General features: G+C 70.8%; 21 protein-coding genes and 1 tRNA gene. 17 read left to right on the forward strand and 5 right to left on the reverse strand.

The features are described from left to right. Positions 1 to 73 (reverse strand) — tRNA-Arg (locus M3190_RS05250). A 131-nt stretch (positions 74 to 204) separates the two neighbouring features. Here M3190_RS05250 and M3190_RS05255 point away from each other — a divergent pair. Beyond that, entirely contained in the window at positions 205 to 870 is a 666-nt protein-coding gene (locus M3190_RS05255) for an NUDIX hydrolase (protein WP_439958015.1), read from the forward strand. Here the strand turns inward: M3190_RS05255 and M3190_RS05260 are convergent. Beyond that, positions 858 to 1,898 carry a DUF2510 domain-containing protein gene (locus tag M3190_RS05260; RefSeq protein ID WP_251579220.1) on the reverse strand — a complete coding sequence of 347 codons (1,041 nt, stop codon included), beginning with the start codon at positions 1,896 to 1,898 and terminating at the stop codon, positions 858 to 860. The genes M3190_RS05255 and M3190_RS05260 overlap by 13 nt on opposite strands. 126 nt (positions 1,899 to 2,024) lie before the next feature. Here M3190_RS05260 and M3190_RS05265 point away from each other — a divergent pair, with 126 nt between their 5' ends. Next, complete coding sequence (locus M3190_RS05265; protein WP_251579222.1) at positions 2,025 to 2,669, forward strand: NAD(P)-dependent oxidoreductase; 645 nt, start codon at positions 2,025 to 2,027, stop codon at positions 2,667 to 2,669. Positions 2,670 to 2,672: 3 nt separating this feature from the next. Here the strand turns inward: M3190_RS05265 and M3190_RS05270 are convergent, their stop codons facing one another. Then, positions 2,673 to 3,464 (reverse strand): SGNH/GDSL hydrolase family protein, encoded by a 792-nt coding sequence (locus M3190_RS05270; protein WP_251579224.1) that lies wholly within the window; start codon positions 3,462 to 3,464, stop codon positions 2,673 to 2,675. A gap of 66 nt (positions 3,465 to 3,530) precedes the next feature. On the opposite strand from M3190_RS05270, the gene M3190_RS05275 reads away from it, so the two are divergent. The 10 genes from M3190_RS05275 to prfA all read left to right on the forward strand — a co-directional run bounded on the left by M3190_RS05275 (position 3,531) and on the right by prfA (position 16,186). Further along, positions 3,531 to 4,355, forward strand: coding sequence for a transglutaminase-like domain-containing protein (locus tag M3190_RS05275; protein ID WP_251579226.1), 825 nt, complete (start codon positions 3,531 to 3,533; stop codon positions 4,353 to 4,355). A gap of 19 nt (positions 4,356 to 4,374) precedes the next feature. Then, positions 4,375 to 5,562: a sensor histidine kinase gene (locus M3190_RS05280; RefSeq protein WP_251579228.1), complete on the forward strand. Its 1,188-nt coding sequence runs from the start codon at positions 4,375 to 4,377 to the stop codon at positions 5,560 to 5,562. A gap of 30 nt (positions 5,563 to 5,592) precedes the next feature. Continuing rightward, on the forward strand, positions 5,593 to 7,260 hold the full coding sequence (gene argS / locus M3190_RS05285; RefSeq protein WP_251579230.1) for an arginine--tRNA ligase: 1,668 nt from the start codon (positions 5,593 to 5,595) through the stop codon (positions 7,258 to 7,260). Position 7,261: 1 nt separating this feature from the next. Continuing rightward, positions 7,262 to 8,038: an LmeA family phospholipid-binding protein gene (locus tag M3190_RS05290; RefSeq protein ID WP_251579232.1), complete on the forward strand. Its 777-nt coding sequence runs from the start codon at positions 7,262 to 7,264 to the stop codon at positions 8,036 to 8,038. A 107-nt stretch (positions 8,039 to 8,145) separates the two neighbouring features. Beyond that, positions 8,146 to 9,573, forward strand: coding sequence for a diaminopimelate decarboxylase (gene lysA / locus M3190_RS05295; RefSeq protein WP_251579234.1), 1,428 nt, complete (start codon positions 8,146 to 8,148; stop codon positions 9,571 to 9,573). Beyond that, positions 9,570 to 10,907 (forward strand): homoserine dehydrogenase, encoded by a 1,338-nt coding sequence (locus M3190_RS05300; RefSeq protein ID WP_251579236.1) that lies wholly within the window; start codon positions 9,570 to 9,572, stop codon positions 10,905 to 10,907. Before lysA ends, M3190_RS05300 begins: the two co-directional genes overlap by 4 nt. Position 10,908: 1 nt before the next feature. Beyond that, a complete protein-coding gene (gene thrC, locus M3190_RS05305) occupies positions 10,909 to 11,991 on the forward strand; it encodes a threonine synthase (RefSeq protein WP_251579238.1) in 1,083 nt (360 codons plus the stop codon). Then, complete coding sequence (thrB, locus tag M3190_RS05310) at positions 11,988 to 12,920, forward strand: homoserine kinase (RefSeq protein ID WP_251579241.1); 933 nt, start codon at positions 11,988 to 11,990, stop codon at positions 12,918 to 12,920. Before thrC ends, thrB begins: the two co-directional genes overlap by 4 nt. Before the next feature lie 163 nt (positions 12,921 to 13,083). After that, on the forward strand, positions 13,084 to 15,096 hold the full coding sequence (gene rho / locus M3190_RS05315; protein WP_251579243.1) for a transcription termination factor Rho: 2,013 nt from the start codon (positions 13,084 to 13,086) through the stop codon (positions 15,094 to 15,096). A 10-nt stretch (positions 15,097 to 15,106) separates the two neighbouring features. Further along, complete coding sequence (prfA, locus tag M3190_RS05320; protein ID WP_251579245.1) at positions 15,107 to 16,186, forward strand: peptide chain release factor 1; 1,080 nt, start codon at positions 15,107 to 15,109, stop codon at positions 16,184 to 16,186. Between the two features lie 3 nt (positions 16,187 to 16,189). Here prfA and epsC read toward each other — a convergent pair whose 3' ends face one another. Both epsC and cysK read right to left on the reverse strand, forming a co-directional pair. Next, complete coding sequence (epsC, locus tag M3190_RS05325) at positions 16,190 to 16,795, reverse strand: serine O-acetyltransferase EpsC (protein ID WP_251579247.1); 606 nt, start codon at positions 16,793 to 16,795, stop codon at positions 16,190 to 16,192. Between the two features lie 26 nt (positions 16,796 to 16,821). Further along, on the reverse strand, positions 16,822 to 17,757 hold the full coding sequence (gene cysK, locus M3190_RS05330; protein WP_251579256.1) for a cysteine synthase A: 936 nt from the start codon (positions 17,755 to 17,757) through the stop codon (positions 16,822 to 16,824). A 128-nt stretch (positions 17,758 to 17,885) separates the two neighbouring features. Between cysK and prmC the strand changes: the two genes are divergently transcribed. The 5 genes from prmC (at position 17,886) to atpB (ending at position 22,105) form a co-directional block, all read left to right on the forward strand. Then, complete coding sequence (gene prmC / locus M3190_RS05335) at positions 17,886 to 18,776, forward strand: peptide chain release factor N(5)-glutamine methyltransferase (RefSeq protein ID WP_251579264.1); 891 nt, start codon at positions 17,886 to 17,888, stop codon at positions 18,774 to 18,776. Between the two features lie 67 nt (positions 18,777 to 18,843). Further along, positions 18,844 to 19,539 (forward strand): L-threonylcarbamoyladenylate synthase, encoded by a 696-nt coding sequence (locus tag M3190_RS05340; protein WP_251579266.1) that lies wholly within the window; start codon positions 18,844 to 18,846, stop codon positions 19,537 to 19,539. Then, positions 19,536 to 20,696, forward strand: a complete 1,161-nt coding sequence (locus tag M3190_RS05345; protein ID WP_251579268.1) for an MraY family glycosyltransferase — start codon at positions 19,536 to 19,538, stop codon at positions 20,694 to 20,696. The genes M3190_RS05340 and M3190_RS05345 overlap by 4 nt, the downstream gene beginning before the upstream one ends. After that, complete coding sequence (locus tag M3190_RS05350) at positions 20,693 to 21,187, forward strand: hypothetical protein (RefSeq protein ID WP_251579270.1); 495 nt, start codon at positions 20,693 to 20,695, stop codon at positions 21,185 to 21,187. Before M3190_RS05345 ends, M3190_RS05350 begins: the two co-directional genes overlap by 4 nt. Positions 21,188 to 21,388: 201 nt before the next feature. Then, positions 21,389 to 22,105: a F0F1 ATP synthase subunit A gene (atpB, locus tag M3190_RS05355; protein ID WP_251579272.1), complete on the forward strand. Its 717-nt coding sequence runs from the start codon at positions 21,389 to 21,391 to the stop codon at positions 22,103 to 22,105. The last annotated feature ends 5 nt before the right edge of the window (positions 22,106 to 22,110 follow it).

Genomic DNA, 22,110 nt, shown 5'->3' on the forward strand with positions numbered 1-22,110 from the left:
TGCCCCCGGAGGGATTCGAACCCCCGACTTCTGGTACCGGAAACCAACGCTCTATCCCCTGAGCTACGGAGGCGTACCGATCGAGACTATCACCGGTGCGGCGGCGGTCGCGCCCACGTCGGCCCCGTGACCTAGCCTGAACTCGTGACCACGCCTCCTCCCGCCCACACCGCGCGGGAGCAGCTCGTGCACCTCGTGCATTCGGTGGCGAGCGGAGCCGCGCAGCCGGGTTTCGAGGTCCTGCGCTCGATCCCCGAGGTGACGGGTGCCCGTGCGGCGGCCGTCTTGATCCTGTTCGGCGTCCTCGACGATGCGCCCGCCGATCGCGACGCCGCGGACCGCGCCGTCTCGCGTGATCTCGACGTCCTCCTCCTGTCGCGGGCCGAGACGCTGCGCGCCCACCCGGGCCAGGTCGCCTTCCCCGGCGGACGTGTCGATCCGGGGGATGCGGATGCCGTGGCGGCATCCCTGCGCGAGGCGTGGGAGGAGACGGGGCTGGATGTCGACGGCGTCGACGTGCTCGGGACGCTGGAGCCCATCCCTCTCGAGTTCTCACGCCATCTCGTGACGCCGGTGATCGCCTGGTGGCGGCGTCCCTCACCCGTGCGGGTCGTCGACGAGGCGGAGTCGGCGGACGTGTTCCGGGCGCCCGTCGCCGACCTTCTCGATCCCCTCCATCGCGGAACCACCGTGGTGCGCAGCGAGCGGGGGGAGTTCCGCGGACCGGCGTTCCTCATCCCGACGCCGCGAGGGGAACGCCTCGTGTGGGGCTTCACCGCGATGATCCTCGCGGGTCTGTTCACCCGACTCGGGTGGGACGAGCCGTGGGATGCGGGACGCATCATCCCGCTCCCCGGTCAGAACGCGTAGAAGTCCGCGTAATCCGACAGCAGCAGGTCGGTGGCGTCCTCGGGGACGAGGTAGGCCACGAGTCCCTCCACGGTCTCACCTTCGTCGACCGTGCCGGCGTCGCTCAGCAGCGTCGAATCGTCCGGTGCCACGACGAACGTGCTCGGGTAGATCTTGCCGTCCGGTGTGGCCAGCGACAGGTCGTACGAAGCGTAGGCGGCCTCCGTGCCCTCGGGGTCGAGACCCGTCACGGTCATCTCGACCAGGACGTACCGCATCCCCTGCATCGTGAGCCCGTTGTACTCGTTCCACGCCAGGACCTCGTCGGTCGCATCCTCGTCGATCAGGCGGACCTCGGCGCGGTAGTCGTCTCCCGACGAGGAACCGGCCACATACGGCAGAGGCAGCGGGTCCTCCAGCGATCCGGGCCCGGTGTCCGGGGCGAAGGAATCGAAGCCCTGGCCGGGGGAGGGCGACGCCCCGGGCGCCGGTGCGGCGCCGACATCCGTGTCGTCGTAGGACCGCGTCGGCGCCCAGATGATCGAGGAGATGGAGATCGTGACGATCAGAGCCCAAGCGAGCCCGAGCCCCGACAGGACCAGGCCCGTCACCGCGAGCCCCTTCCGCTGACGCCGCACGAGAGCGAGCACACCGAAGACCGCCCCCACGAGGGCGATGACGAGTCCGAGGAAGGGGATCCACGCCGAGAGGAAGGCGGCGATCCCCAGCACGAGCGCCGCGACCGCGATTCCCTGGGGCGGCCCCGGGGGCATCGCGCCCCCATAGGGCGGATAACCCGGCGGCGGTGCGCCGTACGGCGCCGGCGGCACACCGTGCGGCGGGACCGCGCCGTACGGCGGCGCGGCGCCGTACGGCGGCAGAGCACCGTGCGGCGGAACGCCCGCAGGCTGCGGCGGCGTGGGAGCCGCTCCGCCCGCGTCGGCCGGCAGGAACGGGGGAGCGGCGTGCCACGTCGAGCCGTCCCAGTAGCGGAGCTCATTGCCGGCGTGCGGAGCCGGATACCACCCGGCAGGCGTCGTGTCGGTCACGTCCGAATCCCCCTCGTCGATGCGTCCGGGGCCGCGCGGGCCCCTTCCATGTCGAGCGTACAAGCGCAAGGGGCGGCACCCGGGGGACTGTCGCCCGTAGCGTCGAGGAGGTAGAGAGGAGCCCCCATGGCACGCATCACGATCATCGGCGGACACGGGAAGGTCGCGCTGCTTCTCGCGCCCCTCCTCGTCGAGGCCGGGCACGACGTCGTCTCCGTGATCCGCAACCCCGACCATGAGCAGGATGTCGCCCGCACGGGTGCCAGCGCCGTCGTCGCCGACGTCGCGGCATCCGACCTGGATGAGCTGACCGAGCTGCTCGCCGACAGCGACGCGGTCGTGTGGTCGGCCGGCGCGGGTGGGGGTTCCCCCGAGCGCACGTACGCCGTCGACCGGGATGCCGCGATCCGCTCGATCGACGCGGCCGTCGCGGCCGAGGCGCGGCGCTACATCATGGTGTCGTACTTCGGCGCAGGCCCCGATCACGGAGTGGACCCGTCGGACGGCTTCTTCGCGTACGCCGAGGCCAAGGCCGCGGCCGACGCTCACCTGCGCGACGCGGACCTCGACTGGACGATCCTCGCGCCGTCCGCGCTCACACTCGACGAGCCGACCGGCCGCATCGACGCGGCGGCGGACACGGGCACGTCGGTGACACGAGCGGACGTCGCCGCGGTCATCGCCGCGGCCCTGGCGGAGCCGGGAACCATCGGACGGACGATCTCGTTCAACAACGGCGACGTGCCGATCGGCGACGCGCTGAAGGCGTGAGGGTCAGCGACCGGCGGGAGCCGACTCGTCCTCCGTCACCGCGCCGGCGTCGGTGATCGCGCTGCGTTCGAGGAGAGCCTGCTGAAGCCTCTCGGCGAGGTAGGCGTGCCCCTGATCGGACGGATGACGCTTGCCGGCGTCGACATCGATCACGTCGAGGTAGTTGGCCGGCGTGACCCACTGCTCCTGCAGAGGAGAGATGTACCACCAGTGCCGGTCGGCTGCCGCCTTCTGCAGATCGCGATCGATCCGTGCGGTGCCCTCTTCGACCGGGAACTGGTGCGGGGTCGGACCGAAGATGACGATCTGGGCGTGCGGGTACAGCCCGGCGAAGACGTCCCAGGTCGCCTCGACCTCCTCGCGGTAGCCGCGTTCGCCCTGGAGTCGGTCGTTGATGGAGCCCTGGATGATGATGAGGTCGTAATCGGCGCGGGGGTCGAGCCACGTCGCGCGAGTGCGGAAGTCGGGACCGTCGAAGCCGGGTTTCATATAGCCCGAGCCGCGCACGCCGTCCACGGTGACGTTCCAGCCCGTCAGACGACCGAGCTGGTAGGCGTAGCCGTCGGTGGGCACCGTCGCTGCCGAGCCGTACGTCCATGAGTCGCCGAACACGAGCACGTTCGCGTCGGCGGACACCGAGAGCGGTTCGATGGCGGCGACGCCGGAGGTCGAGGTCGCGGCATCCACCGTGGGCGCAGTGCGCCACGGCTGCCAGGCGGCGAGCGCGACGATGGCCGCCACTCCCGCGGCGAGAACCCCGAGCCCCCAGGTCCTCCCACGTCGTTCAGAGGTCATGCGAAGAGGGTAAGCGATGATCCCGGGACTCGCCGACTCCGATCTTCCGCGTGCGAGGATTGCCCGGTGCAGCGTGTCGTCCGGGCGGAACTCGACCTCGAACTCGAGGGGGAGCTCGAGCTCATCCTCTCCGTCGCCGTGGCCGCCGGCACCCCCCTCGCGCACGAGCGGCTGCAGCTCCTGCGGGAGGGCGAGGAACTGCACCCCACGACCGTGACGGATGCCGCCGGCACGCGCCTGCACCGCCTCCGGGTCGCGGCAGGGCCGGTGCAGGTGCGCTACGACGCCCGCGTGGACGGTCCGCTGAACCCGGCACCGGCCTCCGATCTCGACACCGCCGTCTACCTCCGGCCCAGTCGCTACGCCCCCTCGGACTCCGTCTTCGCGCAGGCCCGCCGACAGTTCGGCGGACTTCGGGGGACCGATCTCCTCGCGGCCGTCGAGGCGTTCGTCGCCGAGACCGTCACCTACTCACCGGGGCTCTCGCTGGGGACCGACTCCGCCGTCACGACCCTCGCGACCGGTCAGGGCGTGTGCCGCGACTACGCGCACCTGGTCATCGCGCTCCTGCGGGCGATGGACGTCCCCGCACGGTACGTCGCCTGCTACGCGCCCGGGCTCGTCCCGATGGACTTCCACGCCGTGGCTGAGGCCTGGATAGACGGGCGCTGGCTCGTCGTCGATGCGACGCGGCTCTCCAACCGTCGCGGACTGGTGCGCATCGCCACAGGGAGGGATGCCGCGGACTGCGCCTTCCTCAGCTACTACGGCGCCAACCTCGCCCTGCGCCGGCTCGTCGTGGACGCGCACATCGACGGCGACGGGGAGGTCGTCGCCGCGGCATCCGATCCGCTCCGTGACGATCGGACGGCCCTCGTCTCCCTCGGGTGATTAGGGTGATCCATAGATCATGGGGGAGGAACGCGTGAAGACGGCGGATGACGTCATTCGGCGAGCGATCATCGAGGGGTACGGCGTCCTCGGCGAAGCTCCGGAAGCCGACCTGCAGGGACTGGTCCAGTTGGCCGCGACCGTGTGCGACGTCCCCACCGCCGTCATCAATCTGATCGACGATCGCTTCCAGCATCAGATCGCCGCGGTCGGCATCGAGCCGGCGGTCTGCAGCCGTGAGGACTCGATGTGCGCGGTCGTGTTCCGCAAGCCGGGGCACACCGTCGTCACCGACGCGAGCCTCGACGAGCGTTTCGCCGGCAACCCCTTCGTCACCGGTGAGATCGCGAACGTCAAGTTCTACGCCTCGAGCCCGCTGATCACGCCGACGGGAGTGCCGATCGGGACCATCTGCATCTTCGACGAGGTGCCACGCGAGCTCCCCGATGACGAGAGCGACGCCCTCGCCCTCATCGCGCGACAGATCGTGGACGTGCTGGAGCTGCGACGCATCACACGGGAGCTCGGCGAGTCCAACGAGCAGCTCGAGAACTTCGCCGCCCAGGTCGCCCACGACCTGCGGAACCCGCTCACGGCACTGACCGGCTACATCGAGCTGGCCGCGGACGTCCCCGAGGTCGCGGGCGTGCCGGCGGCGTCGCGGGCCCTGGCGCGGGCGGAGTCCGTCGCGGATCGCATGTCGGGGATGATCGCGCGACTGCTCGACTATGCGCGCGTCGGCGGCGCGCCCATCCGGCGATCCTCGGTCGACGTCGCCCCCCTCGTCGCTTCGACCATGGAGGACCTGCGCAGCGCCGGCGAGGACAACGGGGCCGAGGTGACGGTCGAGGCATCCGTCCCCGTCAACGCCGACCCGACCCTGATCGGAGTGCTGCTGCAGAACCTCGTCGGGAACGCCGTCAAGTTCGCCGGGATCGGCGGTCGCCTGCCGAAGGTCATCGTCTCGGTCGCGGCCGTCACCGCCGGCGTGCGGATCGTGGTCGACGACAACGGTCCCGGCGTCCCGCCCGCGGAGCGCGAACTCGTGCTCGAGCCTCTGGAGCGCGGGTCCAACGCCGACGCCCCCGGCTTCGGCATCGGCCTGGCCACGTGCCGCCGCATCGTCGAGTCGCACGGCGGCCGCCTCGGCATCGACGATTCGCCCCTGGGTGGTGCCCGCGTCTGGGTGGTCCTGCCGTCGGCGTGAGGACCGCCCGAAACGTAGACTTGACGGGTTATGACTCCCGAAGCGCTCTCCGCCGCCCTGCTCGCCGTCGTCACCCCGCTCGTGGAGGCGCGACGACCCGGCTCCGGTGAGGCGCTCACGCTCGCCGACTTCCCGGTCGAACGCCCGAAGAACCGCGACCACGGGGACTGGGCCTCGAACGCCGCCCTCAAGCTCTCGAAGCAGGTCGGCGCGAATCCGCGCGAGTTCGCGGCCGAGGTCGCCGAGGCGCTCGCCGCGATCGACGGCATCGCGTCGGTGGAGGTCGCGGGTCCCGGGTTCATCAACATCCGACTGGATGCCGCCGCTGCCGGCGCGCTCGCGAAGGCCATCGTCGAGGCCGGCGCGGCCTTCGGACAGGGGCGCTCGCAGGAGGGCAACACGATCAACCTCGAGTTCGTGAGCGCGAACCCGACCGGCCCCATGCACATCGGTCACACCCGCTGGGCGGCGCTCGGCGACGCGATCGCGCGCCTGCTGCTCGCCAGCGGTGCGACCCTCGTGCGTGAGTTCTACATCAACGACGCGGGCGCTCAGATGGACCGGTTCGGCCGCTCCGTGCTGGCGCGCATGAAGGGTGATCCGGCGCCGGGGGACGGCTACGCCGGCGCGTACATCGACGACCTCGCGAAGCGTGTCGCCGAGGGGGAGCCGGCGATCGGCGACCTGCCCGAGGACGAGCAGATCGCCGTCGCGCGCGATCGCGCGTATGCGCTGCAGTTGGCGGAGCTCCAGGCGTCCCTCGAGAAGTTCAACGTCCACTTCGACGTCTTCTTCAGCGAGCGCACGCTGCACGCCGCCGGCGAGGACGGCGGACCGAGCCTCGTCGACCAGGCCGTCGACCGCCTGCGTGCCCAGGGCCATGTGTTCGACGCCGACGGTGCGGTGTGGGTGCGCACGACCGACTTCGGCGACGACAAGGACCGCGTCATCCGTCGCTCGAACGGCGAGTACACCTACTTCGCCGCCGACGCCGCGTACTACCTGAACAAGGGCGACCGCGGCTTCGCGCACAAGATCTACCTGCTGGGCGCCGACCACCACGGCTACGTGCACCGGCTGAAGGCGCTCGCCGGGGCGGCGGGCGACGACCCCGAGAAGGACATCGAGGTGCTGATCGGCCAGCTCGTGTCGGTCAACGGCGCCCGCCTGTCCAAGCGCGCCGGCAACATCATCGAGCTCGACGACCTGCGCGAGTGGCTGGGCACCGACGCGCTGCGCTACTCGCTTGCGCGCTACCCGGCCGACTCGCCGCTGACACTCGACCCCGAGATCCTGCAGAAGCGCACGAACGACAACCCCGTGTTCTACGTGCAGTACGCCCACGCACGGACGCACAACGTCGCGCGCAACGCCGCCGACTCCGGCGTCTCCCGCGACGCGTTCGCCCCCGAGCTGCTGACCCACGAGACCGAGTCGGCCCTGCTGGGCGCCCTGCAGGAGTTCCCCCGCCTCGTGGCGTTCGCCGCCGAGTTGCGCGAGCCCCATCGCGTCGCCCGCTACCTGGAGGAGCTCGCGAGCCTCTACCACCGCTGGTACGACTCCTGCCGAGTGACGCCGCTCGGCGATGAGGAGGTCACCGACCTGCACCGCACCCGTCTGTGGCTGAACGACGCCACCGGTCAGGTGCTCCGCAACGGTCTCGACCTCCTCGGCGTGAGCGCGCCCGAGCGGATGTGACATGACCACCGTCACGGCGCCCCGCCGACGCCGGCGCGGCTGGATCGTCGCGATCGTCATCGTCGCGGTGCTCGCGGTGCTGGTGGTCGCCGCCGAGTTCGCGGCGAGGGCGCTGGTGCCGCAGGTCATCCGGTCGCAGCTCGTCTCCACGCTCGGCCTGCCCGAGGATCAGCCGATCGACGTCGACATCCCCGGGCTGCTCCTGCCTCAGCTGGTGGTCGGCAACATCCCCGTGATGAGCCTGTCCGCGGACGACGTGGAGGTCGACGGCATCTCCGGCGACGTCGAGGTGACCATCGCGGATGCCCCGGTCCGCCAGGGCGGCGACTGGAGCAGCGCGCGAGCCGTGGTCGTGATGGACGAGGAGCAGATCCGCACCATCCTCTCCCGGGTGGACGGGTTCCCGGTCGATTCCTTCCGCCTCGATCCGCCGGCGGTCGCCCTGGACACCGAGCTGAACGTGTTCGGCGCCGCCGTTCCGCTCGGTGTGCGTCTGTCGGCCGCGGCGGAGGACGGCGAGCTCGTCCTGTCGCCGACCACGTTCCGCCTCGGCGAGGTGGACGTGTCGGCCGAGGCGCTGCGGCAGCAGCTGGGCCCGCTCGTCGGGTCCTTCGTGCAGAACTGGCCGGTGTGCCTCGCGGAGTACCTGCCGCGCGCGCTTACGCTCGCCGAGGTCACCGTGGCGGAACGCGGCGTCGTCGCCTCCTTCGATATCGACAGTGCGATCCTCCGCGACAGGACCGCCCAGCAGCCCGGTTCCTGCGCCGACGCCTCGTAGCGTCACGGGGCCGGGGGCGGTTGCCGCGGTGCCCTAGACTGTGGGCACCGTCGGGGCGTGGCCACACCGCCCGGCGATCCCGTTCCCACCCCGATTGGTGCCCCTGCGTGTCCACCGCCTCCGACCGTCCCGCCGTGCCCGAGTGGCTCACGAAGCCGGACGACGCGAATGCGCTCGTCGAGGCCGTCTGGCCCGCCGGCGCCGCCCGTGACGACACCGGTGCGCTCGTGTTCGGCGGCGTCCCGGCTCCCGTGCTCGCGGAGCGATTCGGTACGCCGCTCTACGTCGTCGACGAGGACCTGATCCGGGCCCGCGCCCGCGAGGTGCTGACCGCCTTCCGGGATGCCGCGGCCCGCCACGGCGGCTCGGCTCGGGTCTACTACGCCGGCAAGGCGCTGCTGACCACCGACGTCGTCCGCTGGGTGACCGCCGAAGGTCTCGGCGTCGACGTCGCCAGCGGCGGCGAGCTCGCGGTCGCCCTGGCCGCGGGAGCGGATGCCGCACGCCTCGGGCTGCACGGCAACAACAAGCTCCCCGCCGAGATCACCCGGGCCGTCCGCGTCGGGGTCGGCTCGATCGTGATCGACTCGCTGATCGAGATCGAACGCGTCGCCGCCGAGGCCGCCGCGCAGGGCGTCGTCCAGACCGTCCTCCTCCGGGTCAACAGCGGCGTGCACGCCGAGACGCACGACTTCCTGGCGACGGCGCACGAGGATCAGAAGTTCGGCTTCGCCCTGACGGATGCCGAGGCGGCGGTCGTCCGCATCCGCGAGCTGCCCTCTCTCCGGTTCGCCGGACTCCACTGCCACATCGGGTCGCAGATCTTCGGGACGGCCGGGTTCGCGGAGTCCGCCGCCCGCGTCGTCGAGCTCCATGCGCGCCTGCGGGAGGGCGGTGACGTGCCCCTGCTCAACCTGGGCGGCGGTTTCGGCATCGCCTACACGTCGAAGGACGACCCGACCCCCATCGCGGAACTCGCCGACGGCATCGTCGCAGCGGTCGCCCGCGAGTGCGAGAGCCGCGGCATCCCGCTGCCCGAACTCGCCTTCGAACCCGGCCGCAGCATCGTCGGCCGCGCGGGTGTGACCCTGTACTCGGTCGGGACCGTGAAGCCCGTGCGCGTCTCAGACGAGCTCGAGCGGCTCTACGTCAGCGTCGACGGCGGAATGAGCGACAACGCGCGTCCGGCCCTGTACGGCGCCGACTACAGCGCGCGCATCGCCGGCCGACGCAGCGACGCCGAGGCGGCGCTGGCCCGCGTGGTCGGTCGGCACTGCGAGTCGGGCGACATCGTCGTGGATGCGGAGTACCTGCCGGGCGACGTGACGCCGGGGGACCTGCTCGCCGTCGCCGCCACGGGCGCCTACTGCTTCTCGCTCGCGAGCAACTACAACTATCTGACCCGTCCTCCCGTCGTCGCGGTGAGCGGCGGCGCCGCCCGGCTGATCGTCCGCGGCGAGGACGAGAACGACCTGCTGGCGCGCGACCTCGGCGTCGCACCGGCCGCATCCCGCACCACCGAGGAGTCCGCATGATCGAGCCCCGTCGCCTTCGCGTCGCCCTGCTGGGAGCCGGCGCCGTCGGGTCGCAGGTCGCCCGCTTGCTGCTCACGCACGCCGACGAATTGGCCGACCGCGCCGGCGCCCCGCTCGACCTCGTGGGCATCGCCGTGCGCGACGTCGACGCGCCTCGCGAGGCCGACCTGCCGCGCGAGCTGTTCACGACCGACGCCGACACGCTCATCGCCGGTGCCGACATCGTCATCGAGGTCACCGGCGGACTGGAGCCCGCGCGCACGCGCATCCTCCACGCCCTCGCCTCGGGCGCCGACGTCGTCACCGCCAACAAGGCGCTCCTGGCCACCCACGGCAGCGAGATCTTCGACGCCGCCGATCAGGTCGGCGCGACGGTCGCCTACGAGGCCGCCGTCGCCGGTGCCATCCCGATCATCCGGCCCCTGCGCGACTCGCTCGCGGGCGACCGGGTGCGTCGGATCATGGGAATCGTCAACGGCACGACCAACTACATCCTCGACCGCATGGACCGCGAAGGACTCGGCTTCGACGAGGTGCTCACGGAGGCGCAGCGTCTCGGGTACGCCGAGGCCGACCCGACGGCCGATGTCGAGGGCTACGACGCCGCTCAGAAGGCCGCCATCCTGGCGAGCCTCGCGTTCCACACCACCGTCCCGCTCGAGGCGGTGCACCGTGAGGGCATCACCTCGGTGGATGCGGGTGTCATCGAGGCCGCTCGCAAGGCGGGCTACGTCGTGAAGCTGCTCGCCGTCTGCGAGCGGCTCGTCGACCAGCCCGACGCGGCGCCCAGCGGCGAGGCGATCTCGGTGCGGGTCTACCCGGCGCTGGTGCCGCGCGAGCATCCGCTCGCCTCCGTCCACGGCGCGAACAACGCCGTGTTCGTCGAGGCCGAGGCCGCGGGCGACCTCATGTTCTACGGCGCCGGCGCCGGGGGAGTGCAGACCGCCTCCGCCGTCCTCGGCGACGTCGTCTCCGCCGCACGGCGCCACGTCGCGGGTGGTCCGGGGGTCGGGGAGTCGACGCGGGCGGGCCTGCCGATCGTTCCCATCGGCCGCATCCGCACCAGCTGCCAGATCACGCTCGAGGTCGACGACCGACCGGGTGTGCTGGCCACCGTCGCGGGCATCCTCAGCGACGGGGACGTGTCCATCGCGACCGTCGAACAGACCACCTCGGGCGACACCGTCGCCCAGGGAAGCGGGGATGCCGTCGCGCACCTCGTCATCGGAACCCACACGGCCCGGGAGCAGGACCTGGCCGACACGGTCGAGCGGCTCGCTGCCACCAGCGCCGTCCGACGCGTGGTCTCGGTCCTGCGCGTAGAAGGAGACTGACATGGCACACGTCTGGCGCGGAGTCCTCCGCGAGTACGCCGATCGACTGGGCGTCACCGACGCCTCGACCGTCGTGACGCTCGGCGAGGGCGGCACGCCGCTCATCCCCGCGGCGTCGCTGTCGCAGATCACGGGCGCCGATGTCTACGTCAAGTTCGAGGGCATGAACCCGACGGGCTCGTTCAAGGACCGAGGGATGACGGTCGCGCTGTCGCGTGCCGTCGAGCACGGCGCCGAGGCGGTCATCTGCGCCTCGACCGGCAACACCTCGGCATCCGCTGCCGCCTACGCCGCGCACGCCGGGATCACCGCCGCCGTCCTCGTGCCCGAGGGCAAGATCGCGATGGGCAAGCTGAGCCAGGCGGTCGCCCACAACGGCAAGCTCATCCAGATCCGCGGCAACTTCGACGACTGCCTCGAGATCGCACGCGAGCTCGCCGGCGGCTACAAGGTGCACCTCGTGAACTCGGTCAACCCCGACCGCATCGAGGGGCAGAAGACCGCGGCCTACGAGATCGTCAGCCAGCTCGGCGACGCCCCGGACTTCCACTTCATCCCCGTCGGTAACGCCGGCAACTACACCGCCTACTCTCGCGGATACCGCGAAGAGGCCGAGCGCGGGGTCGCGACGCGCGTGCCCCGCATGTTCGGCTTCCAGGCCGAGGGGTCCGCGCCGCTCGTGCGCGGTGAGGTCGTGAAGAACCCCGAGACCATCGCCTCCGCCATCCGCATCGGCAACCCGGCGTCGTGGGACCTCGCCCTCGAGGCGCGCTCCGCGACCGACGGGTGGTTCGGGGCGATCGACGACGAGCGCATCCTCGCGGCGCAGAAGCTCCTCGCCGGCACGGTCGGCGTGTTCGTCGAGCCGGCTTCTGCGATCAGTGTCGCAGGCCTGCTCGACCGTGCCGAGGCCGGGGTCATCCCGAAGGGCGCCAAGGTCGTGCTGACGGTCACCGGACACGGCCTGAAGGACCCGCAGTGGGCGCTCCGCAACGCGGACGGCTCGCAGGTCGAGCCTCTCGTCGTGGACGCCGCGACCAGCGAGGTGGCGTCCGCGCTCGATCTCACCCGCGTGGCGGGATGACGCTCGCCGGGCGCTCCGTCGCCGTCCGCGTCCCGGCCACGAGCGCCAACCTGGGGCCGGGTTTCGACACGCTCGGACTCGCCCTGAGCGTGCACGACGAGCTCGTCGTCACCGCCCTCGACGAGCCCGGTCTCGAGATCGAGGTCACCGGCGAGGGTGCGTCGGACGTGCCGACGGATGCCTCGCATCTGGTCGTGCGCTCGATGGCGTACGCGTTCGAGGCGGCCGGCCGGCCGATGCCCGGCATCCGTCTCCGCGCGCACAACGTGATCCCGCACGGCCGGGGGATGGGGTCGTCGGGAGCGGCGGTCGTCGCCGGGCTCCTGGCGGCGCAGGGGCTCCTCGAGGGGGACGTGACGCTCGGGCCCGAGACCCTGCTGCGCCTGGCCACCGAACTCGAAGGACACCCCGACAACGTCGCGCCCGCGCTGTTCGGCGGTCTCACGATCGCCTGGATGGATCAGGACGGTCCGCAGCACAAGAAGCTCGCGGTCCACCGCGGGGTGTCACCGCTCGTCTTCGTCCCCGAGTTCACGATGTCGACGTCGGTGGCCCGGGGCCTCGCCCCGCTCCACGTCACGCGTGAGGACGCGGTCTTCAACGTGTCGCGGTCAGCCCTGCTCATCGCGGCGCTCACCCAGAGCCCCGAGCTGCTCATGGCGGCCACCGAGGACAAGCTGCACCAGTCGTACCGGGCGCAGGCCATGCCGGCGACCGACGCGCTCGTGCAGTCGCTCCGCGGCGCCGGCTTCGCCGCCGTCGTCTCGGGCGCCGGCCCCAGCGTGCTCGTCCTGGCCGATGGACCGGGACGCCGCCTCGATGCGGTCGAGTTCGCGGCGCAGTCGACGGACACGCCATGGAAACCCCTGCTGCTGGCCGTCGATGTCCGGGGTGGTACAGTGAGGGACCATACGGAGGATGCCACGTAATCACGTGAATCTGCCCTCCATCGCAATCTGCGAACCACCGCACACCCCTTCTGACGGGCCTGCGCGAATTGTGTGCCTGCGCGAACACCCCGCTGAGGAATCGGATCCGTCGTGGACGGGTCCACCTGCGGTTATGACTTTCCACATCTGAAAGGGAGAACTCGTGGAGTCCATCTCCGAGATCCAGACCGGCGACGACGTCGCCACCGACGGCACCGCCGCCGACGAGAACACCACGGACGCCGCCGCGCAGTCGGCCGCGCCCGCGACCGAAGAGACCCCTGCCGAAGAGGCCCCCGTCGAGGAGGCTCCCGTCGAGGAGGCTCCCGCTGAGGAGGCTCCCGCGGAGGAGGCTCCCGCTGAGGAGGCTCCCGCGGCAGAGGCCGCCGCGCCCGTCGCCGACGAAGAGGTCGCCGCCGCCTCGCAGACGATCGACGACGCCCCCGCCGAGGAGAAGCCCGCCGAGAAGCCGGCGAAGGCCCCGCGCAAGCGCGCCCCGCGCCGTGCGAAGAGCACCGACGTGCCCGCCGCCGATGCGGCCGTCGCCGCAGACGCCGCAGAGGCTCCCGCGACCGACGCCCCCGCGACCGACGCTGCGGCCCCCGAGGCCCCGGCCGCGGATGCTCCGGCCGGCGAGGCAGCGTCCGACGAGACCCCCGCGACCGACGCAGCCCAGGCCGACGAGCCCGAGGCGCCGGCCGGTGAGGCCGCGGCACCGACGGCATCCGCTGAGGACGGCGAGAACGGCGGTGAGGGCTCCGGCCGCACCCGCAGCCGCTCGCGCAGCCGCAGCCGCAACCGCAACAAGGGCGAGAACGCCCAGAACGGCGGCGCCCAGAACGGCAACGCCCAGAACGGCAACGCTCAGAACGCTCCGGCCGACAAGCCCGCCGTCGAGGAGAAGACCGACGACGAGCAGGGGCAGGGTCGTGGCCGTCAGCGCAACAAGCGCCGCGGACAGAACACGAACGACGAGTTCGACACCGAGATCGGCGAGGACGACGTCCTCATCCCGATCGCGGGCATCCTCGACGTCCTCGACAACTACGCCTTCGTGCGCACGACGGGCTACCTCCCCGGCCAGAGCGACGTCTACGTCTCGCTCGGTCAGGTCAAGAAGTACAACCTGCGCAAGGGTGACGCCGTCGTCGGCGCCATCAAGCAGCCGCGCGAGGGCGAGCAGTCCAGCCGCCAGAAGTACAACGCGCTCGTCAAGGTCGACGCCGTCAACGGACTGTCGGTCGAGGACGCGGCCACGCGTGTCGAGTTCGGCAAGCTGACGCCGCTGTACCCGCAGGAGCGCCTGCGCCTCGAGACGGCCCCCGAGAAGCTGACGCAGCGCATCATCGACCTCGTCGCCCCGATCGGCAAGGGTCAGCGCGGTCTGATCGTCGCGCCGCCCAAGGCCGGCAAGACGATCGTCCTGCAGCAGATCGCCAATGCGATCGCGACGAACAACCCCGAGGTCCACCTCATGGTCGTGCTCGTCGACGAGCGCCCCGAAGAGGTCACCGACATGCAGCGGACCGTCAAGGGCGAGGTCATCGCCTCGACGTTCGACCGCCCCGCGGAGGACCACACGACGGTCGCCGAGCTCGCCATCGAGCGCGCGAAGCGCCTCGTCGAGCTCGGCCGCGACGTCGTCGTGCTCCTCGACTCGATCACGCGCCTCGGCCGTGCGTACAACATCTCGGCGCCGACCTCGGGTCGCGTGCTCACCGGCGGTGTCGACGCGTCCGCGCTGTACCCGCCCAAGCGCTTCTTCGGCGCCGCGCGCAACATCGAGAACGGCGGATCGCTCACGATCCTCGCCACGGCGCTCGTCGAGACCGGCTCCAAGATGGACGACGTCATCTTCGAGGAGTTCAAGGGCACCGGCAACAGCGAGCTGCGCCTCTCGCGGCAGCTGGCCGACAAGCGCATCTTCCCCGCCGTCGACGTGAACGCCTCGAGCACCCGTCGCGAGGAGATGCTGCTCTCGGCCGACGAGGTCAAGATCACGTGGAAGCTGCGTCGCGCCCTCGCCGGCCTCGACCCGCAGCAGGCCCTCGAGGTCGTCCTCGGCAAGCTCAAGGAGACGACGTCGAACGTCGAGTTCCTCGTGCAGATGCAGAAGTCGATCCCGGCGCCCGCCGCGGGTGGCCACGGCCACGGGCACGAGAACAGCATCCGCTGATCCACCCCTCGTGTTCGAGTCCGTCCAGACGCTGATCGACGAGCACCGCGCGGTCCAGGAGGAACTCTCGGACCCCGCGGTGCACGCCGATGCGGCGCGCGCGAAGCGTGTGAACCGGCGGTACGCCGAGCTGTCGCGCATCGTCGCGGCCCACGACGCGTGGCACGCGGCCGAGGAGGACCTCTCCGCGGCCCGCGAACTCGCGAAGGAGGACGACGCCTTCGCCGACGAGGTCCCCGCGCTGGAGCAGCGTCTGGCAGAGACGCAGGAGAAGCTCCGTCGGCTCCTGATTCCGCGCGACCCGGACGATGCGCGGGACGTGATCCTCGAGATCAAAGCGGGGGAGGGCGGCGCCGAGTCGGCCCTCTTCGCCGCCGACCTCCTGCGCATGTATCTGCAGTACGCCGCGTCGCAGGGCTGGAAGACCGAATTGCTCGAGCGCAACGAGTCCGACCTCGGTGGCTACAAGGACGTCCAGGTGGCCATCAAGGGCTCCTCGAGCGACCCGGCGCAGGGCGTCTGGGCGCACCTGAAGTACGAGGGCGGCGTCCATCGCGTTCAGCGCGTACCCGCGACCGAATCGCAGGGCCGCATCCACACCTCGACGACCGGCGTCCTCGTCTTCCCCGAGGTCGACGAGCCCGAAGAGGTGCAGATCGACCCGAACGACCTGAAGATCGACGTGTTCCGCTCCTCCGGTCCGGGCGGGCAGTCGGTCAACACGACCGACTCGGCCGTCCGCATCACGCACCTGCCGACCGGCATCGTCGTGTCCATGCAGAACGAGAAGAGTCAGCTGCAGAACCGCGAGGCGGGTATGCGCGTGCTGCGCGCGCGACTGCTCGCCAAGCAGCAGGAGGAGCGGGATGCCGCGGCCTCCGACGCCCGCCGGTCGCAGATCCGCGGAATGGACCGCTCCGAGCGCATTCGCACGTACAACTTCCCCGAGAACCGGATCGCCGACCACCGCACGGGGTACAAGGCGTACAACCTGGATCAGGTCATGGACGGCGCGCTGGCCCCGCTCATCGAGTCCGCCATCGCGGCCGATGAGGAGGCGCGGCTGGCTGCCGTCGGCTCCGACGCCTGACCGTCAGATGTGGTACTCGGGCGCCGTGAGGATCGCCCGGGTGTCCTCGCCGACCGCCCGTCGCCGGGCGCGCGCCGGCACACCCACGAGCACGGAATCGGCCGGTGCGTCCTTCGTGACGACGGCGTTCGCGCCGATCACCGAGTGGGCGCCGATGACCACGGGGCCGAGGATCTTGGCGCCCGCCCCGACGGCGACGCCGTCCTCGAGGGTGGGATGCCGCTTGCCGCCGTCCCGGGTGCGCCCGCCGAGCGTCACCCCGTGGTACAGCATGACGTCGTCGCCGACCTCCGCCGTCTCACCGATGACGACGCCCATGCCGTGATCGATGAAGAACCGGCGCCCGATGCGGGCCCCGGGATGGATCTCGATGCCGGTGAGCCAGCGCGTCGCCTGCGAGAGGGCCCTGGCCGGGAACCTCCATCCCCGCCGCCAGAGCGCGTGGGCGACCCGGTGGCTCCACACGGCGTGGAGCCCCGGGTACAGCAGCGCGATCTCGACGCCGCCGCGTGCCGCGGGGTCGCGGAGCTTCGCCGCGGCGACGTCCTCGCGGACGGCGCGCACGGCGGCGACGAGGGTGCGGCGGAGGGAACGGGCGATTCCGGGCACAGCGGACCTTTCGAGACCGGACGGGATCAGTCGCGGAACTCCTCGAAGAGCGCCGTCGACAGGTACCGCTCGCCGAACGACGGGATGATCACGACGATGTTCTTGCCCTCCGCCTCGGGGCGCGCCGCGACCTGGAGGGCTGCCCAGATGGCCGCGCCCGAGGAGATGCCGACGAGGATGCCCTCGCTCGTGGCGACCTTCTTGGCCGTCGCGATCGCGTCGTCGAAGGTGACGTCCTGGACCTCGTCGATGACGCCCTGGTCGAGGATCGGCGGGATGAAGTTCGGGCCGATGCCCTGGATCTTGTGCGGCCCGGGCTTGCCCTCGGTCAGCAGCGGGGAGTCCTTCGGCTCGACCGCGACGACCTTGGCGGCGGGCACACGCTCCTTGAGGACCTGGCCGACGCCCGTGATCGTGCCGCCCGTGCCGATGCCGGCGACGAAGTAGTCGACGGCGCCGTCGGTGTCGCGCAGGATCTCCTCGGCGGTGGTCTTGCGGTGGATCTCGACGTTGGCCTGGTTGGCGAACTGCTTCGCGAGCACGGCGCCGGGGGTCTCGGCGGCGATGCGCTCGGCCTCGCCGACGGCGCCCTTCATGCCGAGCGAGGGATCGGTGAGAACGAGCTCGGCGCCGTAGGCGCGCAGCAGCATCCGACGCTCGATCGACATCGACGACGGCATCGTCAGGACGACCTTGTAGCCGCGGGCGGCGCCCACCATGGCGAGGGCGATGCCGGTGTTGCCGCTCGTGCCCTCGACGATCGTGCCGCCGGGCTTCAGCTCGCCGGACGCCTCCGCGGCGTCGACGATGGCGATGCCCAGACGGTCTTTGACCGAGGAGGCGGGGTTGTAGAACTCGAGCTTGGCGAGGATGGTCCCCGGCAGTCCCTCGGACACCCGGTTCAGCCGGACGAGGGGGGTGTTGCCGAACGCGCTCGTGATGTCGGAGTGGATGCCGGTCATGGGATGCCTTCCGTGCGGGTGGGGTCGTCAGGTGCGGCTCAGGTGACCGCGATGCGCCCCAGCCTACGGTCCCGGCGACCCGTGAAGCCCTCTGTGACGCTGCGGTGCGCGGTATCCTGTGACTTCCCATGTCGACTTCACGGACTTCCGACGCGCCCGCCGACAGCGTCCTCGCCCCCCTCGTGCGTCACGCCGCAGAGCGGCTCGCCTCGGCCGGCGTCCCTTCCGCTGCCGTCGACGCCGAGCTCCTGGCCTCCCACGTCCTCGGGGTGAGCCGGGGCGAGCTCGCTGCGGCGATGATGCGCGGCGATCGGATGCCGGAGGCCGCCGCGACCCGCTTCGCTGAACTCGTCGCGCGCCGCGCCGCACGCGAGCCCCTTCAGCACCTGACCGGAACGGCCCCGTTCCGGCACCTCGAACTCCGCGTCGGTCCCGGGGTCTTCGTGCCGCGTCCCGAGACCGAGATGGTCGCCCAGCTGGCGATCGACGCGCTGCGCGCGGCCCCGGGACCCGGACCGATCGCCGTCGACCTCGGTACCGGCAGCGGAGCGCTGGCGCTCTCGCTGGCCACCGAGGTGCCGCACGCGCAGGTGCACGCGGCCGAGAACTCCGTCGATGCGTTCATCTGGGCGAAGGAGAACTTCGCCGTGCATGCGCCGCACGCCCGGCTCGCCTTCATCGACCTCGCCGATGCGTTCCCCGAGCTGGACGGCACCGTCTCCGTCGTGGTCTCGAACCCGCCCTACGTGCCCGACGACGCCGTCCCGCGCGACCCCGAGGTGCGCTTCTGGGATCCCCCGGCGGCGCTGTACGGCGGTCCCGACGGGCTCGACGTCGTGCGCGTGCTCTCCGGGGTCGCGCTGCGGCTGCTGCATCCCGGCGGCACGCTGGTGATCGAACACGGCGAATGGCAGGGGCCCGGCATCCGCGACCTGTTGACGGCCGACGGATGGCGCGGCGCCGCCACGCACCGTGACCTCACCACCCGCGACCGCGCGACGACCGCCCTGCGGCCCTGAACCCGGGTGACGTCCTGCGCCGGTTCGCAGGCGGTCCCGAGCCCCCTCCTCGTAGAATGCTGCGGATATGTCTCCCGTCCTCGACTGCCGTGACGCCGGTCAGCTGCTTCCCGCTCTGCGCCAGGCGCGCCAGGCCATCGGCCGCGGCGAACTCATCGTGATGCCGACCGACACCGTCTACGGCGTGGCCGCCGACGCCTTCAACGCGTCGGCCGTCGCCCGCCTGCTCGCCGCCAAGGGGCGCGGTCGCCAGTCCCCGCCGCCGGTGCTCGTCTCCGGACCCGACACGATGCGCGCCCTCGTCGCCGAGGTGCCCGAACCCGTCGAGCGTCTCGTGGAGCGGTTCTGGCCGGGCGGACTCACGATCGTGCTGCCCGCGCAGCCCTCGCTGCAGTGGGATCTCGGCGAGACGCGCGGCACGGTCGCGGTGCGCATGCCGGACGACGCCTTCGCCCTCGAGCTGCTGCAGGAGACCGGTCCGCTGGCGGTGTCGAGCGCGAACCTCACGGGCAAGCCCGCCGCCCTCGAGATCGAGTCCGCGATCGAGATGCTCCGCGACAGCATCTCGGTCTACCTCGACGGGGGGCTCGTCGACACCGGCGTCGCCTCCACCATCATCGACGCGACGGGGCTCGTCGGGCGTGACCAGCGACCCGTGGCGGTGCTCCGCGACGGCGCCGTGTCGCGCGCCGACCTGCGCGAGGTGCTCGGCGACCTGCTCGAGCCGGACCCTGTCTCACCCGACGAATCCGACGCCGCGTGAGGGACTACCTGCTCGCGTTCGTGATCACCGGCGCTCTGACCTTCGCCTTCTCATGGGTCGTCTGGCGCCTGGCCATGAAGTTCGGGCTCCACCCGGCGATCCGCGAGCGGGACGTGCACAAGACCCCCACGCCGCGGCTCGGGGGAGTGGCGATGTTCATCGGCATGCTCGGGTTCTTCGTGCTGTCCTCGCAGCTCCCCGCCTTCGCCATCGTCTGGCAGGAGCCGTCCATGGTGTGGTCGCTCCTGGGCGCCGCAGCCCTCATGGTCCTGGTCGGCGTGGCCGACGACCTGTGGGACCTCGACTGGATGATCAAGCTCGGCGCCCAGTTCGTCGCCGCCTGGATCGTCGTGTCGCCCGGCGGCATCCAGATCTTCTATCTGCCCGTCGGGCAGCAGGTCGTCGTCTCCAGCTGGGTCAGCATCAGCCTGTCGATCCTGCTGATCGTGATTGTCATGAACGCCGTCAACTTCATCGACGGGCTCGACGGCCTGGTGGCGGGGGTGTGCCTCATCGCCAATGCGGTGTTCTTCGCCTACTCGGCGATGCTCGTGCGCGACTTCGACAACAGCGAGCAGAGCAACACCGGGGTGTTCATCGCCATCGTGCTGCTCGGGATGTGCGCCGGATTCCTGCCGTTCAACTGGAATCCGGCGCGCATGTTCATGGGGGATGCCGGTGCCCTCCTCCTCGGCCTGATGATGGCGTCCTCGGCGATCGTCGTCACCGGGAACCTGCCCCCGAACCTGCTCAGCGACAACGACCTCTTCGGCCGGTCGCAGCTGCTCGGTGCGTTCATCCCGGTGATCCTCCCCGTCGTCATCGTGCTGCTGCCGCTCGTCGACTTCGGACTCGCGGTCGTGCGCCGCATGGCGCAGGGGAAGTCGCCGTTCTCTCCTGACCGCAAGCACCTCCACCACCGGATGCTCGACATGGGGCACACCGACCGCAACGCGGTCTTCGTGTTCTACGCGTGGACCGCCGTCGTCTCGCTGTCGGTCCTCCTCATGTACATCGGCACCACGAAGGGCTGGCCGGGCCGCTACTGGCCGGGCGTCGCCTTCCTCGTCATCGGATGCATCGCCTGCGTCCTCGTCACCTTGCCCCCCGCGCGCCGCACCCGACCGGTGGCGCCTGAACAGAAGGCCCTCTCGTGAGCTCCCTGTCCTCCACCTCCATGCTGCGCACCGCCCTCGTGTGGTCCGGAATCGTCACCGCCGTCCTGCTCGTCGCCGGGGGAGCGGTCGGACTGCTCGTGGCCGGGACGTCCGGGCTGTGGAGCGCCCTCGTCGCCGTCCTCATGGCGGCGGTGTTCCTCGCCTTCACGATCGTGTCGATCCTCATCGCCAACCGGTTCTACGGCGATCCGCTCTTCGTGCCGATCTTCTTCGGGTCGGTCATGGGTGGGTGGATCCTCAAGTTCGTGGTGTTCCTCGTCGTGCTGTTCGTCCTGCGCGATCAGCCCTGGCTGACGCCCCTGGTCTTCCTCATCTCCCTCGTCGTCAGCATCGTCGCCTCGCTCGTCGTCGACGTCGTCGTGATGCTCCGGATGCGCACCTCCGCCGTCAGCGACACGACGCTGCCCACCGCGGCCGAGGTGGAGGCCGGTGAACGCCGGCCCGGGGACTCGGCGGCGCCTCGGGACTGATAGGCTGTTCTCCGAGCCCGCCTGATCCCGACGGGAACGTCTGCGGAGTCAGCTCACCGACCATCGTCGCCCGATCCTTAGATCGACGCCCCGAAGCTGGAGCCAGCGCTGTTTACTCAAGCTGCGACCCTGATCGCTACTGCCGCCCAAGATGCCCCTGAGTTCCACGGGCCGTCCATCTCGGAGTTCTTCCCCGACGCGGTGATCCAGATCGGCGGACTCGTCATCCACCGGATCCACCTGATCCAGATGCTCTCGACGGTCGCCATCGTCCTCATCTTCTGGCTCGGTACCCGTCGCATGACGGTCGTCCCCGGTCGCTTCCAGAGCGTCGTGGAGATGGGCCTGGACTTCGTCCGCGTCAACATCGCCGAGGACCTTCTGGGCAAGAAGGACGGCCGCCGCTTCCTGCCGATCCTCACCACGATCTTCTTCATGGTGCTGTTCATGAACATCACGGGTGTCATCCCGTTCCTGAACATCGCGGGCTCCTCGATCGTCGCCGTCCCGCTGCTGCTGGCCCTCGTCGCGTACGTGACCTTCATCTACGCCGGCATCAAGGCGAGCCCCGGCAACTTCTTCCGGAACTCGCTCATGCCTCCCGGGCTGCCGTGGTTCCTCTACATCCTGATCATCCCGCTCGAGTTCCTCTCGACCTTCATCATCCGACCCGTCACGCTGACGCTGCGTCTGCTGATGAACATGATCGTCGGGCACCTCATGCTGGTCCTGTTCTTCGCAGCGACCCAGTTCTTCCTCCTCGATATCGGCGGCTGGTTCTCCGCCCTCGCTGCAGGCACGCTCGCGTTCGGGTTCGCCTTCACGCTGTTCGAGATCTTCGTCGCCTTCCTCCAGGCCTACGTCTTCGCCATCCTCACCGCGGTCTACATCCAGCTCGCGGTGGCAGAAGAGCACTAAGCGGT

Origin of the sequence: Microbacterium oleivorans, from assembly GCF_023715745.1 — a bacterium.
GTDB classification, from domain to species: domain Bacteria; phylum Actinomycetota; class Actinomycetes; order Actinomycetales; family Microbacteriaceae; genus Microbacterium; species Microbacterium oleivorans_D.

What these genes read in the sequence shown, in the direction of transcription:
- M3190_RS05290 (WP_251579232.1), top strand. Translation starts at nt 7,262, where the DNA reads ATGACCACCGTCACGGCGCCCCGCCGACGCCGGCGCGGCTGGATCGTC.
- thrB (WP_251579241.1), top strand. Translation starts at nt 11,988, where the DNA reads ATGACGCTCGCCGGGCGCTCCGTCGCCGTCCGCGTCCCGGCCACGAGC.
- prmC (WP_251579264.1), top strand. Translation starts at nt 17,886, where the DNA reads ATGTCGACTTCACGGACTTCCGACGCGCCCGCCGACAGCGTCCTCGCC.
- thrC (WP_251579238.1), top strand. Translation starts at nt 10,909, where the DNA reads ATGGCACACGTCTGGCGCGGAGTCCTCCGCGAGTACGCCGATCGACTG.
- M3190_RS05270 (WP_251579224.1), bottom strand. Translation starts at nt 3,464, where the DNA reads ATGACCTCTGAACGACGTGGGAGGACCTGGGGGCTCGGGGTTCTCGCC.
- argS (WP_251579230.1), top strand. Translation starts at nt 5,593, where the DNA reads ATGACTCCCGAAGCGCTCTCCGCCGCCCTGCTCGCCGTCGTCACCCCG.
- M3190_RS05340 (WP_251579266.1), top strand. Translation starts at nt 18,844, where the DNA reads ATGTCTCCCGTCCTCGACTGCCGTGACGCCGGTCAGCTGCTTCCCGCT.
- M3190_RS05265 (WP_251579222.1), top strand. Translation starts at nt 2,025, where the DNA reads ATGGCACGCATCACGATCATCGGCGGACACGGGAAGGTCGCGCTGCTT.
- M3190_RS05280 (WP_251579228.1), top strand. Translation starts at nt 4,375, where the DNA reads ATGGGGGAGGAACGCGTGAAGACGGCGGATGACGTCATTCGGCGAGCG.
- M3190_RS05300 (WP_251579236.1), top strand. Translation starts at nt 9,570, where the DNA reads ATGATCGAGCCCCGTCGCCTTCGCGTCGCCCTGCTGGGAGCCGGCGCC.
- cysK (WP_251579256.1), bottom strand. Translation starts at nt 17,757, where the DNA reads ATGACCGGCATCCACTCCGACATCACGAGCGCGTTCGGCAACACCCCC.